Raw genomic sequence first — 14,888 nt, forward strand, 5'->3', positions numbered from 1 at the left:
CGACACGCCCCAGTAATCGGAAGCGCCCACAAACCGCCTAGGTTGTGTCCGGTGGATCTTGGCGGCCGCGTGTCCGCCTCAGGTGAAGTCGCACCGCCGACAGAACAAAACGGTCCAAAACCGCACCGACCCGCCCGAGTTGAGGTGCGGCACCACCGCCCCGGCGCCCGGCCCGCCGGCCCGTCATTACCGGCCGGAGCACCCCGGCCACCGCGCTGCTGCGGATCCACCATGATCCACCGGACAAGCCCTAGTGGTGGCCGGCGTCGTGACCAGTGCAGGCTGGTTGATGGACATACCGCAGGCCTCTGAACCGGGCAGCGGCACCACCGCTGGGCAAACCACCGGCCCGCACGCCCACGGCCAATGCGGCGGGGATGGAGCGCGCGGGATGAATGACAGCACCGCCAGCGGGCAGGCCACAGGTCCGCACCCCACAGCCGGCGCGGCAGAGGGTAGGACGCGGAGCATGAACGACGCCATAGTGATCGGGAGCGGGCCGAACGGGTTGGTGGCGGCCAATGTGCTGGCCGACGCCGGCTGGTCGGTGGACGTCTTGGAGGCGCAGCCTGAGCCGGGCGGCGGCGTGCGCAGCGACCGGGGCGCGCATCCCGACTTCGTCAGCGATGTGTGCAGCGCGTTCTATCCGATGGGCGTGGCGTCCCCCGTCATGCGCGCCCTGGAGTTGGAGCGGTACGGACTGCGGTGGCGGCACGCCCCGACCGTCCTCGCGCACCCGCTGCCCGATGGCCGCTGCGCCGTGCTGGAACACGACGTCCACCGCACCGCCGAATCGCTGGAGGAGCTGGGCGCGGGCGACGGGGAGGCGTGGAGGCGGCTCTACCGGCGCTGGGAGCACATCGGCGACGACCTGCTCGCGGCGCTGTTCGGGCCGTTCCCGCCGCTGCGGGCGGGGGCGGCGATGGCGGCGCGGCTGCGAACGGCGGGGATGGCGCGGATGCTGCGCTTCCTGCTGTCGCCGGTGCGGCGGGTCGGCGAGGAGGAGTTCTCCGGGCCCGGCGGGCCGCTGCTGCTGGCCGGGGCGGCGCTGCACACCGACCTGTCCCCCGAGGCGACGGGCGGTACCGCGTTCGGCTGGCTGCTGACGATGATCGGGCAGCAGTACGGATGGCCGGTGCCGGAGGGCGGTGCGGGCGAGCTGACGCGGGCGCTGGTGCGCCGACTGGAGGCACGGGGCGGACGCGTCCACTGCGGCACCCCGGTCGCCTCGGTCGTCGTGGCCGGTGGGCGCGCGGCGGGGGTGCGCACCGCCTCCGGCGAGACGGTACGGGCGGGGCGGGCCGTCCTCGCCGATGTCTCGGCCCCCGCTCTGTACGGAGGGCTGGTCGGCTGGGAGCACCTGCCGTCCGCACTGCACGCCGACATGCGCCGCTTCCAGTGGGACCTGGCGACGTTCAAGGTGGACTGGGCGCTGTCCGGCCCGATCCCGTGGTCGTCCTCGGGGGCCGCGCGCGCCGGCACGGTGCATCTGGCGGCGGGGATGGACGCGCTGACCGGCTGCTGCGCGGAGCTGACCCTCGGCAGGGTGCCCGGCGAGCCGTTCGTTCTGCTGGGGCAGATGTCCACGGCCGACCCGAACCGCTCGCCGTCGGGAACGGAGTCGGTGTGGGCGTACACGCATGTGCCCCAGCGCGTGACGGGCGACGCGGGCCCCGACGGGATCACCGGTGTCTGGGACGAACGTGAGAGCACGGCCATGGCCGACCGGATGGAACGGCTCATCGAGCGGTACGCACCGGGTTTTCGCGACCGCGTCATCGACCGGCGCATCATCACCCCTTCCGCGTTCCAGCGGCACAACGCCAATCTGCACAACGGCGCGCTGAACGGCGGGACGAGCGCACCGCACCAGCAGCTGGTGTTCCGGCCGGTGCCCGGTGCGCTGGGCCGTCCGGAGACACCGGTGCCTGGGCTGTACCTGGCGTCAGCGTCGGCGCACCCGGGCGGCGGGGTGCACGGCGCCTGCGGCGCCAACGCCGCCCGTGCCGCTCTTCGCTCGAACGGGCCGCTCGGGCGCCTGGTCACCCGGCCCGGCCTGGCCGCGCTACGTCGCGGCGGGTACGGGGCCTGACGTGCAGCCGCTCCCCCGAGCGACCGCCGCCCCGGACCCCAGCGCGGCGGAGCCACCGCCAGGGTGAGGATCTCCCGGCCGGCGACCCGGACGGGTTGCGGCGGCTCGCCCGTCCGCACCGAGCCGTACCCGAGACGTTCGATGCGTGCGAACTGCTCGCGCCGCACCGCCACCGGCGTGGCCGGCAGCATGGCCGCCGCGAGCCACGCGCAGAACCGCCCGAACCGCGCGCGGGTCTCCTCAACGATCACGGCGCCTCCCCGATCAAGCGGAGCCTGCCTCCGATTTTCAGGCGGGTATAATACGGAGGAGGTCTCCGGTTGGCAAGCCCTGGTGAGAGGAGCGGTCAGGTGGGCGATCCGACGGCCGGGCGTCCGCTGCGGGCGGATGCCCGGCGCAACCGCGACCGGCTGCTGGCCGAGGCGCGCGCCGCCTTCGCCGAGCAGGGCGTCGAGACGTCGCTGGAGCAGATCGCCGGCCGCGCGGGCGTCGGCATCGGCACCCTGTACCGGCACTTCCCCACCCGCGAGTCGCTGCTGGAGGCGCTGCTGCGGGAGCGGTTCGACGCCCTGGCCGGCACGGCGTGGGATCTGCGCGGCCACGACCGCGCGCGCGACGCCCTGTTCCGGTGGGCGCGGGAGTTCGTCGCGTCGAGCATGACCTACCGGGGGCTGGCGGGCTCGCTGATGGCGACGCTGCACGACGAGACGTCGGCCCTGTACGCCTCGTGCCACGCGATGCGCGAGGCGGGGGCGGAACTGCTCGCGCGTGCGCAGGATTCCGGCGAGGTGCGGCCCGATGTGACGTGGCCGGAAGTGCTCGGGGCGCTGTTCGGCGTGGCATGCGCGTGCGAGCGGATGCCCGAGGAGGCCGGGGTGCGGGCCGATCGGCTGCTGACCATGCTGTTCGACGGTCTGGGCACGCGCTGAGCCGTCCCGGGCGAGGAGCCCGGACGCGGATTTCCCGCCCGTCGGATCCCGACTGTTCAACACCGGTCCGTTCCGATTCGCCGGACTTATCGGAGACGGCCTTCTACGCTCGCCTCATGCGTAGACGAATCGCCGGCGCACTCGGCGTCCTGCTCGCGCTGGGACTGACCGCCACGCCCGCAGCGGCTCACGCCGAACCGGTGCGGGCGGCTCCGGCACCGGCCGGTGACCTGCGGTCCGACCTCGACGCGATCCTGTCCGACCCCCGCCTCGCCGACGCCGGTGTCGGCGTGCTGGTCAGCGACGCCAGGACCGGTGCCGTCAGGTACGCGCGCGGCGCCGACGCCCCGTTGCTCCCCGCCTCCAACAACAAGCTCAACACCGCGGCCGCCGCGCTGGCCCTGCTCGGCCCCGGCTACCGGTTCCGCACCAGTGTGCTCGCCGCGAAGGCGGACGGGTCCACGGTCACCGGGAACCTGTACCTGAAGGGCACCGGCGACCCCACGATGCGGGCCGCCGAGTACGACGCGCTCGCCGCCCGGCTCGCCGCGCGCGGCATCACCCGCGTCACCGGCGACCTGGTCGCCGACGACACCTGGTTCGACGCCGTCCGCACCCCGGCGCACTGGGACCCCGCAGACCTGCAGTACGCCTACGCCGGGCCGATCTCGGCGCTGACCGTCTCCCCGAACGACGACTTCGACGCGGGCTCGGTCAAGGTGGCGGTCGCCCCCACCGCGCCGGGCTCGCCGGTCGGCGTGACGCTCGATCCGCCCACCAGTGCGGTGAAGCTCGACAACCGGGCCGTCACGGGGCCGGCGGGTTCGGCGTCCACGCTGTCGGTCGAGCGGGCCAACGGCAGCGACACGATCGTGGTGCGCGGCTCGTACCCGGCGGGCGGGGCGCGGTACGAGACGCTGCGCACCGTCCCGGAGCCGACCCTGTACGCCGCCGACGTCTTCCGCGCGGCGCTGGCCGACCACGGCATCACGGTCGAGGGCACGGTGCGGCGCGGCGCGGCCCCGGCCCGGGCGGTCCGGCTGGCCGACCGCGCCTCCATGCCGCTGTCGCAGCTGACCACCCCGTTCCTCAAGTTCAGCAACAACGTGATCGCCGAGATCCTGGTGAAGTCGATCGGCCGCAAGGCGAAGGGGAAGGGCACCTGGGAGGCCGGCCTGCCGGTGATCGAGCGGTACGTGCGGAGCCTCGGCGTGCCCGCCGGCCAGTTGGAGATGGCCGACGGGTCGGGGCTGTCGCGGTTGAACCGGACGTCCCCTCGCGACATCGCCACCGTGCTGCGCCGCGCCCAGACGCAGACGTGGTTCCCCGCCTGGTACCAGGCGCTGCCGGTCGCCGGGGACCCCGACCCGCTGGTCGGCGGGACGCTGACGGGCCGGATGCGCGGCACCCCCGCGGCCGGGAACGTGCGCGCCAAGACCGGCACGCTCACCGGCGTGACGGCGCTGTCCGGCTACGTCCGCGAACCGTCCGGGCGCCGGCTGGTCTTCTCGGTGATCTTCAACGGGTACGCGGGCGGCGCGCCCAAGGACATCGAGGACAAGATCGCCGTGCGGCTGGCGGGCGGGAGCGCCCGCGCCGTCATGCTCCAGGCCGACCACGGCTCGGACATCCGCCTCGAATGCACCTGGACCGCGTCCTGCTGACCGCTTCTTGCTGACCGTTTGCCGACTCCGCCGTGGACCGCCGCGCCGTTCCGGGCACAGACCCAAGCGGGTACCGGTCGTCCTCGTCGAGCGCCCCGGAACGGCGCGGCCGGTGCCGCGGAAGGAGTTTCAGGACGATGATGCGCGTCATCGGCGCGGGGCTCCCGCGCACCGGCACGGCGTCCATGAAGGCCGCGCTGGAGCAGTTGGGCTTCGGCCCCTGCTACCACATGTTCGAGGTCATGACCCATCCCGACCACGTCGACCGGTGGCTGCAGGCCGCCTCCGGCGCGGCGCCGGACTGGGACCGGGTGATGGCGGGCTACCGCTCGTGCCAGGACTGGCCCGCCAGCTTCTTCTGGAAGGAGCTCGCCGAGGCCTACCCGCGGGCCAAGGTGGTGCTGACCGTCCGCGACCCGCACCGCTGGTACACCAGCTTCCGGTGGCTCACCTCGCAAGCCGGGTTCCGCCGGATCGACACCGAGGAGGTGCCCGACGCCGTGCGGCCGTCCCTGGAGGGCATGCGGCGGCTGGAGCCGCTGCTGGAGCGGTGCGGCCGGGAGACCTTCGACGGCTGGCGGTTCGGCACGGACCTGTCCGAGGCCGCGGCCCTGGACGGCTTCCACCGGCTCGTCGCGCGGGTCCGCGAGGCGATCCCCGCCGACCGGCTGCTGGTCTTCGACGTGCGCGAGGGCTGGGAACCGCTGTGCCGGTTCCTGGACGTCGACGTGCCCGGCACCCCGTTCCCGCACCTGAACGAACGGGACGTCATGGCGGGCATGTTCCGGCGGATGGTGCGTGAGGGCCGCCTGCCCGAGCTCTTCACGGCCGGCTCCTAGCCGACCGGCGGCGGCCCGGCCCGCTTCGGCAGGGCCGCCCGTCCGGGCCGTCTCGCCGAGGCGGTTTTCGTCCGGACGCGCCGCGGACTTCCCGGGAATTGCGCGGGCGCAGCCGGTTCTGCCCATCGCGGGGCGAATTCTTTGTGCTTATTGACAAAGCTACCCGCAAGTATTGTCCGACGGGCCACTAGCGCTCACTCTCAAATCAGCGCTGCACGTCACGCGCTCAGGTCCCACCCCTGTGCGGAGGTGCCCCGTGGCCCAGTCCCCCCGTCTCCGTCGATCGCTGCTGTTCCTCCTCGCTCTGCCCGCGACGGTCGCGTCGCTCGTCCTCGGGCTGCTGTCCGTCCCCGCGTGGGCGGCACCGATCCCCAGCCGGATCGCCTCCCTGGGCGACTCGATCACCCGAGGGTTCAACGCCTGCGGCTGGTACGTCGACTGCCCGAGCCGCTCCTGGTCGACCGGTTCCACCACCGCCGTCAACAGCCACTACCTGAGGCTGCGGGCCCAGAACGCCTCGCTCACCGCCTACAACGACGCGGCGACGGGGGCGAAGGTCGCGGCTCTCAACGGGCAGGCGCAGACCGCCGTCTCGCAGGGCGCCGACTACGTCACGATCCTGATCGGCGCCAACGACGTGTGCACCGACTCGGAGTCGAGCATGACGTCGGTCGCCGATTTCGAGACCCGGTTCCGCACCGCCATGACGACGCTGCGCAACGGCCTGCCCGACGCGCGGATCTTCGTCGCCAGCATCCCCGACATCAAGCGGCTGTGGCAGGTCGGCAAGGACAACGGCACCGCGCGCACCGCCTGGTCGGTGTTCGGCATCTGCCAGTCGATGCTGGCCAACCCCACGTCCACGGCCGCCGCGGACGAGGCCCGGCGCGACCGCGTGCGGCAGCGCAACATCGCGTTCAACGGCGTCCTGGCCGAGGTGTGCGGCGAGTACGCCAACTGCCGCTTCGACGGCAACGCCGTCTTCAACTACCCGTTCACCCTGTCGCACGTGAGCGGCTGGGACTACTTCCACCCGAACGAGTCCGGCCAGGCGATCCTCGCGGCCGAGACCTACAAGGCCGGCTTCTGGGCCACCGCCGCCAAGGGCTGACCCGCGCCGCCCCGGGGGGCGCCGCCGGAGCCCGCTCCGGTGGCGCCCCCGGGTGAGCGTGACATGCTGGACGAAGGGCTCACAGCCGGACCAACGGGGGAGGTCCGCCATGACCGCCATCACCGACCATTTCCGTCACGCCGTGGACGACATGACGGCCCGCGTGCACGGCGTGCGCGACGACCAGTGGCACCGGCCCACGCCGTGCGCCGACTGGGACGTACGCGAGCTGGTCAACCACGTCACCGTCGAGAACATGTGGGTGCCGCCGCTGCTGGCGGGGCTTTCCGTCGCGGACCTGGGCGACGTCCTGGCCGGCGACGTGCTCGGCGCCGATCCCGTCGCGGTCTGGGACACCGCCGCCCACAAGGCCGTCGACGCGTTCGCCGCCCCGAACGCCGCAGGCCGCACCGTCCACCTGTCGTTCGGGGACGTCCCCGGCGCCGAGTACGCCGGCGAACTGGTGGCCGACATGGTCATCCACTCCTGGGACGTGGCGCACGCGACCGGCGGGGACGAGCGGCTGGACCCGGAGCTGGTCGACGTCGTCTCCGCCTGGTTCGCCGCCAACGAGGCGGCCTACCGGTCCGGCGGGCTGATCGGCCCGCACCTGCCGACCCGGCCGGGCGCCGACCGGCAGTCCCGCCTGCTGGCCGCCTTCGGCCGCCGGGGCTGACCCTCCCGCACCACGGGGCGGCCCCTTGCGCACGGTTCCCGCCTGCGCGGACGCGTACCGGAAACGGCACGCGAACACGCCGTCGCGGGAATCCCCGATAACAGATCTTTGACGATCGCCCGGGAAATCCTCGTCAACTTGTGAACTGATCAGTAATATTCGGGCGACACGATGGGAGGGTGCCGTGCGCAAGCGAACGGACCGGCTGATCGCCATCGGAAGCCTCACCGCGGTCGCCGTGGTGCCGACGGTCCTCGTGCTGGGCCCGTGGGGCGGCGACGAGAAGGTCGGGGCGCGCGGCTACACCGGGCCCACCCCCGTCGCGGACGCGGGCACCGGGCTGCCCGTCCCGTCGCCGAGCCCCAGCGCGAGCCGGACCGGCGGCAGCCCCGCCAAGAGCCCGGCCGCGGATCGCGTGCTGCCGTTCCCCACGCTGTCCTCGACGCCATCGTCGGGGTCGACCCCGGGCAGCGGAGGCGGCGGTGGCGGCGGTACGGGCTCGGACGGCGACTCACGGCGCCCCGCCGACGACGGCGCGAAGATCACCAAGGTGCAGTGGCGGGGCAAGCGGCAGGCGGACGTCACCGTCAAGTCCCCCGCGCTCGGCACCTCGCACAAGGTGCGCGTGCTGGTGCCCAAGACGTGGAAGTCCTCGGCCAACCGCACCTGGCCGGTCGTGTACGCCTTCCACGGCGGCAACGACACCTACGTCTCCTGGACCCGCAGCACCGACATCGAGCAGTACGCCGCCGCCTACGACGTCATCGTGGTGATGCCCGAGGGGCGCAACGGCTCCTACACCGACTGGTACAACAACGGCCGCGGCGGCATCCCCAAGTGGGAGACCTTCCACATGCTGGAAGTGCGGCAGCTCATGGAGCGCAACTTCCACGCGGGTTCGTCGCGCGCCGCCATGGGCATCTCCTCCGGGGCGCAGGGCGCGGTCACCTACGCCGCGCGCTACCCGGGCATGTTCCGGTACGCGGCCGCCTACAGCGGCGTGCTGTCGATGCTGTCGCCGGGCATCCCCGCGCTGCTGCTCTACATCAACTCCGGCAACGGCAACGGCTCACCGGAGCGGATCTGGGGCGACCCGGTGCGCGACCGCGCCAACTGGGTCGCGCACGACCCGACCTCCCTGGCGCCGCGGCTGCGCGGCACGTCGGTGTACGTGTCGTCCGGCAACGGGAAGGAGGGGCCGCTCGACAAGCCCGGCAAGGCGCCGTGGGACATCGGCTACCTGAGCGAGACCCAGGTCGAGCGCGCCTCCAAGGACTTCGTGCAGCGGGCCCGGTCGGTCGGCGTGTCCGTCACGACCAACTTCTACGGGCCCGGGTCGCACAGCTGGCCGTACTGGCAGCGCGAGATGCACCGCACGTGGCCGACCATGATGCGCGCCATCGGCGCCCGGAAGTTCTGACCGGATGGCCCGTACCCGCTGCGGCTGCGACCGGCCCAGGCTGACGGTCGTGCTGTCGTTGGCCGAACGCGGCGTCCCCCACGGTTCGGCCGGGCACGACGTCGTCTACGACTACACCCGTATCAGCGAGTGCTCCGGGTGCGGCGGCGGCGTGGTCGAGCGCCACTCCCACGACTGCTGGGACACCGGCAACTACGCCGACTACGACAAGTACTGGTGGTGGCGGGTGGATATGGACGCCATCAGGGAGCTGGTGCGCGCATGCCCCGCGCCGTTGGACCCTGGCTGCGGCTGCCCGGTGCACCTGGGGCTCGGCGCCGGCTCCCCCAGGCCGCTGCCGCCGTCCACCGAGACGCCCTACGACGACGCCGCGGTCCCCACGGCCGCCGTGCGGGTGGTCGACGGCGTCCCCCGGTGGGCGTGAGACGACAGGACGGGTGCCCGGATCCACGTGAAGTGCCGGTACGGTCGTGACCGTCGATCCGAGGGAGCCGACACCACCGGGAGTGCCTGGGGCGATGACCGACACCGCAGCGGACCGGGTGAGCCGTACCGCCACCCGGCTGGCCGACGGCCGTGAGCTGATCTACTTCGACGAGGGGACGGCCGCCGGGCCGCGTCCGCCCGACACCCGCCCGCTGCCGCCGTCGCGCCCGTCGGTGGAGCTGCGGCACGACGTGCTGCACGACGAGTGGGTCACCGTCACCACGCACCGCAACACCCGCACGTTCCTGCCGGACGCGGCCGCCTGCCCGCTGTGCCCGAGCCGGGACGGGCGCAGGTCGGAGATCCCGGCCGACGACTACGACGTGGTCGTCTTCGAGAACCGCTTCCCCTCGTTCGCCGCCGCGCCGGAGGCCGCCGCGCCCGGGGCGCAGCCGGTGGACGGCGAGCCGCTGTTCGCGCGCCGCCCCGGCGACGGGCGGTGCGAGGTGGTGTGCTTCTCCAGCGACCACACCGCGTCGCTTGGGGCGCTGCCGCCGCGCCGCATCCGCACGGTGATCGAGGCGTGGGCCGACCGCACCGCCGAGCTGTCCGCGCTGCCGGGCGTCCAGCAGGTCTTCTGCTTCGAGAACCGGGGCGAGGAGATCGGGGTGACGCTGCACCACCCGCACGGGCAGATCTACGCCTACCCGTTCGTCCCGCCGCGTTCCCGACAGGTGCTGGCGTCCTTGGAGCGGGCCGCGGACCGGGACCTGTTCGGCGAGGTGCTGGCGGCCGAGCGGCGCGCGGGCACCCGGACCGTGGTGGACGGCGAGCACTGGACGGCGTTCGTCCCCGCCGCCGCCCGCTGGCCCGTGCAGCTGAACCTGTACCCGCGGCGCCATGTGGCCGGCTTCCCCGGGCTGAACGAGGACGAGCGCGCCGAACTGGCGGAGCTGTACCCGGCGCTGCTGCGGGCGTGCGACGCGTACTACGACGACGACGCGCCCCTGCCGTACGTGGCCGGATGGCACCAGGCGCCCCGGGGGGCCGAAGGCAGGTTCCGCCTGCACCTGGAGCTGTTCTCCATCCGCCGGGCGCCGGGCCGGTTGAAGTTCCTCGCCGGGTCGGAGTCGGGCATGGCCGCGTGGATCAACGACGTGGCCCCCGAGCAGGTCGCCGAACGCCTACGCCAGGTCGTCCGCCTGGACGGCTGAGCCTCCGGCCTCCAGCACGGAGCGCACGACGTCGTCGGGGTCGCGGGCGGCGCGGTCGTGTGCGGCGGTGAACGCGCCGTCCGTGAGCGCCCGGCGCAGGGCGGCGGCGACGCGTTCGATGTCGGCGCGTTCGGCCGGGCCCGGGCGCAGCCCCCTCCTACGCCGTATCCCCGCGGCGGCCCCCAGGCAGCGGGCCGCCGCCGTGTGGTCGCCCGTGAGCGCGAGTGCGGCGGCCATGCCCTCCAGGGAGAAGACCGTGTCCCTCGGCCCCTGGTAGCGGACGGCGTGGCCGAGGGCCTCTCGGTGGAACGCCATGGCGGTGCCTGCGTCCGCGCGCCGCTCCGCCACGCGCCCCAGGCCGATGAGCACGATCGGCAGGTACAGCGGGGTCTCTGCAGGCATCGCCTTCAGCAGCGTGCGCAAGTGCGTCTCGGCCTCGTCCAGCTTCCCTTCCCGGCAGGCGGTGTATCCCAGCACGAGCCGTGGGAGCGAGACGGCCGAGAAGCCGTGCTCCACCGCCATGCCCAGGGCGCGTTCGCCGTACCGGCGCGCCTGGGCCGGGTCGTCGCGCATCACCGCGATCCAGCCGAGCCACCCCAGCCGCCCGGCGACGTCGGGCCACAGGTGCAGTTCCTCGGCCAGCCGCAGGCTCTCGCGTTGCAGCCGGTCGGCGCGGTCGTAGTCGCCGGTCAGGTCGGCCAGGCCGCCCAGCCACTCGGCCGCCTGCAGCTGCCCCCAGCGGTCGCCCAGCTCGCCGAAGATCCGCGCGGCCCGTTCCGCCAGGTCTTCGAGCAGGGCCGGGTCGCCGCTGGAGTGGGCGCGCTTGGCCCGCACGATGAGCACGGCGCCCTCCCCCCAGCGGTCCCCGGCCGCCGCGAACCCCTTCTCGGCGCCGTCGAGCAGCGCGTCGTCGTGGCTGCGGTCCGCCTCCTCGCTGCCGGTGAACGCAAGGAACCACTGCGCGTGGGCGAGGCCGACCGGGTCGTCCACCTGCTCGAACAGCCGCAGCGCCGCCTGCCGGTCGGCGTCGTCGGCGGCGCCCCGCATGAGCGCCAGGCCGACGCTCCACGCCGTGGCCCGCGCGTAGGGCACGCTGACGCGCCCGTCCAGCGCCAGGGCCGCGTCCAGGCTGCGGCGGGCCTCGGCGAACCGCCCGCGCAGCACCCAGTACCAGGCCAGCGCGTTCACCAGCCGCAGCGCCGAGTCGGCGTCGCGGTCGGCCACCGCGCCGTCGAACGCGGCGCGCAGATCGGCGGCCTCGGCGTCCAGCAGCCGCAGCCACCGCGCCTGGTCGCCGCCGCGCAGCCCCGGCGCGGCGCGTTCGGCCAGGTCGACGTAGTACCGCCGGTGCGCGCGGCGGACCTGCTGCGCCTCGCCCGCCTCGGCCAGCCGGTCGGCGCAGTAGGCCGCCACCGACTCCAGCAGGCGGTAGCGGGGGCCGTCGCCGCCGCGTTCGGTCATCACGACCAGGGACCGGTCCACCAGGCGGATCAGCAAGTGCAGCACGTCCGCCGCCGGTACGCCGCCGCCCGCGCACACCGCCTCGGCCGCCTCGGGCGTGCAGCCGTCGGCGTGCACGGACAGGCGCCGCAGCACCGCCCGTTCCGGCTCGGTCAGCAGATCCCAGCTCCAGTCGATCATCGCGGTGAGGGTCTGCTGGCGGGGCGGTGCGCCGCGGTGCCCGGTGGCCAGCAGGCGGAACCGGTCGTCCAGCCGCGCCACCAGACCGTGCACGCCCAGCGCCCGCACCCGGGTCGCCGCCAGCTCCAGCGCCAGCGGGATGCCGTCCAGCCTGCGGCACAGCACGGCCACCGCCGCCGCGTTCCGCTCGTCCAGGACGAAACCGCGCGCGGCGGCGGACGCCCTGGCGGTGAACAGCCGTACCGCGTCGCATCGCGCGACCTCCCGCACGTCGGCGTCCCGGCCGGGCACGTCCAGCGGCGGAACGCTCCACACCACCTCCCCGGCCACGGACAGGGGTTCGCGGCTCGTCGCCAGGACGCGCAGGCCGGGGGCGGCGCGCAGCAGCCGGCCGGCCAGCTCGGCGGCCTGCTCGACGACGTGTTCGCAGTTGTCGAGGACGAGCAGCGTGCGGCGGGCCCGCAGGGCGCCCGCGAGCCGGTCGGCGGGCGTGCCCGGCCCCGGCGAGTCGCGGATGTCCAGCGCCGCCATCACCACGTCGGTGAGCGGCCCGAGCGGATCGCCGGCGGCGCGCGGCGGGTCGAAGGCGGCCAGCTCCACGAGCCACGCGCCGTCGGGGAACGCGTCGGCCGCCCGGCCCGCCACGGCCAGCGCGAGCCGCGTCTTGCCGACCCCGCCGGGCCCGGTGAGTGTGACCAGCCGGTCGCGGCGCAGGCGTTCCTCGATCTCGCGGACGGCCGCGTCCCGGCCGATCAGCTCGGATGCCGGGGCGGGCAGGTTGCCCCGGGGCGGGCCGCCGAGGGCCGGGTCCTGGGTCAGGATCGCCCGTTGCAGCGCGACCAGCTCGGCCCCCGGGTCCAGCCCCAGCTCCTCGGCCAGCCGGGCGCGCAGCTCCTCGAAGCTCTCCAGCGCCTCGTGCTGCCGTCCGGACCGGTACAGGGCCCGCATGTGGACGGCGCGCAGCCGCTCGCGCAGGGGGTGGGCGGCGACCAGGTCGCCCAGCTCGGCGGCCAGCGCGGTGTGCTCGCCGAGCGCCAGCCGCAGCTCGGCGCGGTCCTCCAGGGCGGCCAGCCGCAGCTCCTCCAGCCGGGTGATCGCGGCCTGGGCGAACGGCTCGTCGGCGAAGTCGGCGAACGCGGGGCCGCGCCACAGCGCGAGCGCCTCCCCGAGCAGCGCCGCCCGCGCGGCCGGGTCGCCGTCCCGCCGCGCCCGGTCGACCAGGTTCTGGAACCGCACGGAGTCCAGGCCGTCCGCGCCGATGTGCAGGACGTATCCGGCGGGGCGGGTCTCCACCAGCGCGCGGCCGCCGGGCTGGGCGTCCGCCAGCACCCGCCGCAGCTGCGACACCTTGACCGCCAGCGCGCCCGCGGGGTCGCGGGGCGGACGCTCCCCCCACAGGTCGTCGATCAGCCGGTCGGCGGGCACCGGACGTCCCTCGTGCAGCAGCAGGTCGGCCAGCAGGACGCGCACCTTGCGGCCGGGCACCGCGACCGGCGCGCCGTCGTCGGTCCACACCGCCAGGGGCCCCAACACCCCGAAGAGCATGAGCGGCACGATAGCCGCCCCGGTCAGCCGAAAACAGGCCGTAAGGATTCCGTAAACGCGTTCCGGCACCGTTGCGCTGTCAGCACCGAGGGGACACCGAGGAGGCGGAGATGTCGGGCACCGACCGGCTGCGGCTGGCGGTCATCATCGCCAGCACCCGCCGCGGGCGTTTCGGCCCCACCGTGGCCGGATGGTTCGCCGACCGGGCCCGCCGCCGCGGCGACCTGGACGTCGACATGGTCGATCTGGCCGAGGCGCGGCTGCCGCACGAGCTCACCGACCACGACGAGCCGGTTCCGCCGCCCGTGCGGGCGCTGGCGTCCCGGCTGGCCGCCGCCGACGCCTTCGCCGTGGTCGCCCCCGAGTACAACGCGGGCTTCCCGGCGCCGCTCAAGGAGGCCATCGACTGGTTCTACGAGGAGTGGCACGCCAAACCCGTCGCCCTGGTCACCTACGGCCGGGACTCGGGCGGCCTGAACGCCGCCGCCCAGCTGCGGCAGGTCTTCGCCGAACTGCACGCGGTCACCATCCGCGACGGCATCAGCCTGCCCCGCTACTGGGAGCACTTCACCGCCGACGGGCGCTGGCCCAAGGCCGCGGCCGAATGCAACACCGCCGTCAACCTGACGCTCGACCAGCTCGTGTGGTGGGCCCGCGCGCTGCGCGCCGCCCGCCGCGAGCACCCCTACCCGAACTGAACGCAACCGGAGGAACCGCCATGGGCAGGATCGTCGCGCTGAACTACGTGTCGCTGGACGGCGTCGCGCACGCCCCGAACGAATGGACGATGGAGTACAGCACCCCCGAGCACCTGAAGTTCGCCCACGGGCAGCTGTTCGCCAGCGACGCGCTGCTGCTCGGCCGCGTCACCTACGAGGGCTTCGCCGCCGCCTGGCCGCACATGGAGGAGCAGACGGGCGAGTACGGGGTGCGGATGAACACCCTCCCCAAGTACGTCGTCTCCACCACCCTGGAGAAGGCCGAGTGGAACAACTCGACCATCATCCGGGAGAACGTCAAGGACGAGCTCACCGCCCTCAAGGAGCGGCATGAGAAGGACATCCTCGTCTTCGGCAGCCTGAACCTGATCGACTCGCTCATCGAATACGGCGTGCTGGACGAGCTGAAGCTGTGGGTGCACCCGGTCGTCGTGGGCAAGGGCCAGAAGCTGTTCCGCGACGGCGCCCCGCTCAGCAAGTGGACCCTGGCCAGCACGACGGTCATGGCCTCGTCCGGCACCGTCGTCCTCGACTACCGCCCCGCCCCCGCAGTCTGACCCCCGCCGACCCCACCTACTGCCCCGCGCAGTAGCCGAACACGCAGAAGAGCCC

Annotated in this window: 12 protein-coding genes; 11 read left to right on the top strand and 1 reads right to left on the bottom strand. The window is 74.0% G+C overall.

From position 1 onward, the window contains the following. The first annotated feature begins 469 nt into the window (after nucleotides 1–469). The 9 genes from ABD879_RS08080 (at nucleotide 470) to galT (ending at nucleotide 10,371) form a co-directional block, all read left to right on the top strand. The gene (locus tag ABD879_RS08080) at nucleotides 470–2,092 is read left to right on the top strand and encodes a phytoene desaturase family protein (RefSeq protein WP_345018979.1); all 1,623 of its coding nucleotides are present in this window, start codon (nucleotides 470–472) and stop codon (nucleotides 2,090–2,092) included. A gap of 350 nt (nucleotides 2,093–2,442) precedes the next feature. Next, nucleotides 2,443–3,021, top strand: a complete 579-nt coding sequence (locus ABD879_RS08085; RefSeq protein ID WP_345018981.1) for a TetR/AcrR family transcriptional regulator — start codon at nucleotides 2,443–2,445, stop codon at nucleotides 3,019–3,021. 116 nt (nucleotides 3,022–3,137) lie between these two features. After that, nucleotides 3,138–4,685: a D-alanyl-D-alanine carboxypeptidase/D-alanyl-D-alanine endopeptidase gene (gene dacB / locus ABD879_RS08090; RefSeq protein WP_345018983.1), complete on the top strand. Its 1,548-nt coding sequence runs from the start codon at nucleotides 3,138–3,140 to the stop codon at nucleotides 4,683–4,685. Between the two features lie 137 nt (nucleotides 4,686–4,822). Further along, the gene (locus ABD879_RS08095) at nucleotides 4,823–5,524 is read left to right on the top strand and encodes a sulfotransferase family protein (RefSeq protein WP_345018984.1); all 702 of its coding nucleotides are present in this window, start codon (nucleotides 4,823–4,825) and stop codon (nucleotides 5,522–5,524) included. A gap of 256 nt (nucleotides 5,525–5,780) precedes the next feature. Further along, nucleotides 5,781–6,635: an SGNH/GDSL hydrolase family protein gene (locus tag ABD879_RS08100; RefSeq protein WP_345018986.1), complete on the top strand. Its 855-nt coding sequence runs from the start codon at nucleotides 5,781–5,783 to the stop codon at nucleotides 6,633–6,635. Nucleotides 6,636–6,744: 109 nt separating this feature from the next. Continuing rightward, the gene (locus ABD879_RS08105) at nucleotides 6,745–7,311 is read left to right on the top strand and encodes a TIGR03086 family metal-binding protein (protein ID WP_345018988.1); all 567 of its coding nucleotides are present in this window, start codon (nucleotides 6,745–6,747) and stop codon (nucleotides 7,309–7,311) included. A gap of 184 nt (nucleotides 7,312–7,495) precedes the next feature. After that, the gene (locus tag ABD879_RS08110) at nucleotides 7,496–8,731 is read left to right on the top strand and encodes an alpha/beta hydrolase (RefSeq protein WP_345018990.1); all 1,236 of its coding nucleotides are present in this window, start codon (nucleotides 7,496–7,498) and stop codon (nucleotides 8,729–8,731) included. A 4-nt stretch (nucleotides 8,732–8,735) separates the two neighbouring features. Continuing rightward, on the top strand, nucleotides 8,736–9,155 hold the full coding sequence (locus ABD879_RS08115) for a hypothetical protein (RefSeq protein WP_345018992.1): 420 nt from the start codon (nucleotides 8,736–8,738) through the stop codon (nucleotides 9,153–9,155). Nucleotides 9,156–9,273: 118 nt separating this feature from the next. Further along, complete coding sequence (galT, locus tag ABD879_RS08120; RefSeq protein ID WP_345019028.1) at nucleotides 9,274–10,371, top strand: galactose-1-phosphate uridylyltransferase; 1,098 nt, start codon at nucleotides 9,274–9,276, stop codon at nucleotides 10,369–10,371. Here galT and ABD879_RS08125 read toward each other — a convergent pair. After that, nucleotides 10,342–13,557 carry an AfsR/SARP family transcriptional regulator gene (locus ABD879_RS08125; RefSeq protein WP_345018994.1) on the bottom strand — a complete coding sequence of 1,072 codons (3,216 nt, stop codon included), beginning with the start codon at nucleotides 13,555–13,557 and terminating at the stop codon, nucleotides 10,342–10,344. The two genes, galT and ABD879_RS08125, sit on opposite strands and share 30 nt — an antisense overlap. Before the next feature lie 110 nt (nucleotides 13,558–13,667). Between ABD879_RS08125 and ABD879_RS08130 the strand changes: the two genes are divergently transcribed. Further along, on the top strand, nucleotides 13,668–14,255 hold the full coding sequence (locus tag ABD879_RS08130; protein ID WP_345018996.1) for an NADPH-dependent FMN reductase: 588 nt from the start codon (nucleotides 13,668–13,670) through the stop codon (nucleotides 14,253–14,255). Nucleotides 14,256–14,275: 20 nt separating this feature from the next. Continuing rightward, nucleotides 14,276–14,833: a dihydrofolate reductase family protein gene (locus tag ABD879_RS08135; protein WP_345018998.1), complete on the top strand. Its 558-nt coding sequence runs from the start codon at nucleotides 14,276–14,278 to the stop codon at nucleotides 14,831–14,833. The last annotated feature ends 55 nt before the right edge of the window (nucleotides 14,834–14,888 follow it).

Origin of the sequence: Actinomadura keratinilytica, from assembly GCF_039539665.1 — a bacterium.
Taxonomy (GTDB): Bacteria; Actinomycetota; Actinomycetes; order Streptosporangiales; family Streptosporangiaceae; genus Spirillospora; species Spirillospora keratinilytica.

Bases quoted from the DNA above. Each gene is read 5' to 3' on its own strand.
- ABD879_RS08080 (WP_345018979.1), top strand. From the start codon at position 470: ATGAACGACGCCATAGTGATCGGGAGCGGGCCGAACGGGTTGGTGGCG.
- dacB (WP_345018983.1), top strand. From the start codon at position 3,138: ATGCGTAGACGAATCGCCGGCGCACTCGGCGTCCTGCTCGCGCTGGGA.
- ABD879_RS08095 (WP_345018984.1), top strand. From the start codon at position 4,823: ATGATGCGCGTCATCGGCGCGGGGCTCCCGCGCACCGGCACGGCGTCC.
- ABD879_RS08105 (WP_345018988.1), top strand. From the start codon at position 6,745: ATGACCGCCATCACCGACCATTTCCGTCACGCCGTGGACGACATGACG.
- ABD879_RS08115 (WP_345018992.1), top strand. From the start codon at position 8,736: ATGGCCCGTACCCGCTGCGGCTGCGACCGGCCCAGGCTGACGGTCGTG.
- ABD879_RS08125 (WP_345018994.1), bottom strand. From the start codon at position 13,557: ATGCTCTTCGGGGTGTTGGGGCCCCTGGCGGTGTGGACCGACGACGGC.
- ABD879_RS08130 (WP_345018996.1), top strand. From the start codon at position 13,668: ATGTCGGGCACCGACCGGCTGCGGCTGGCGGTCATCATCGCCAGCACC.
- ABD879_RS08135 (WP_345018998.1), top strand. From the start codon at position 14,276: ATGGGCAGGATCGTCGCGCTGAACTACGTGTCGCTGGACGGCGTCGCG.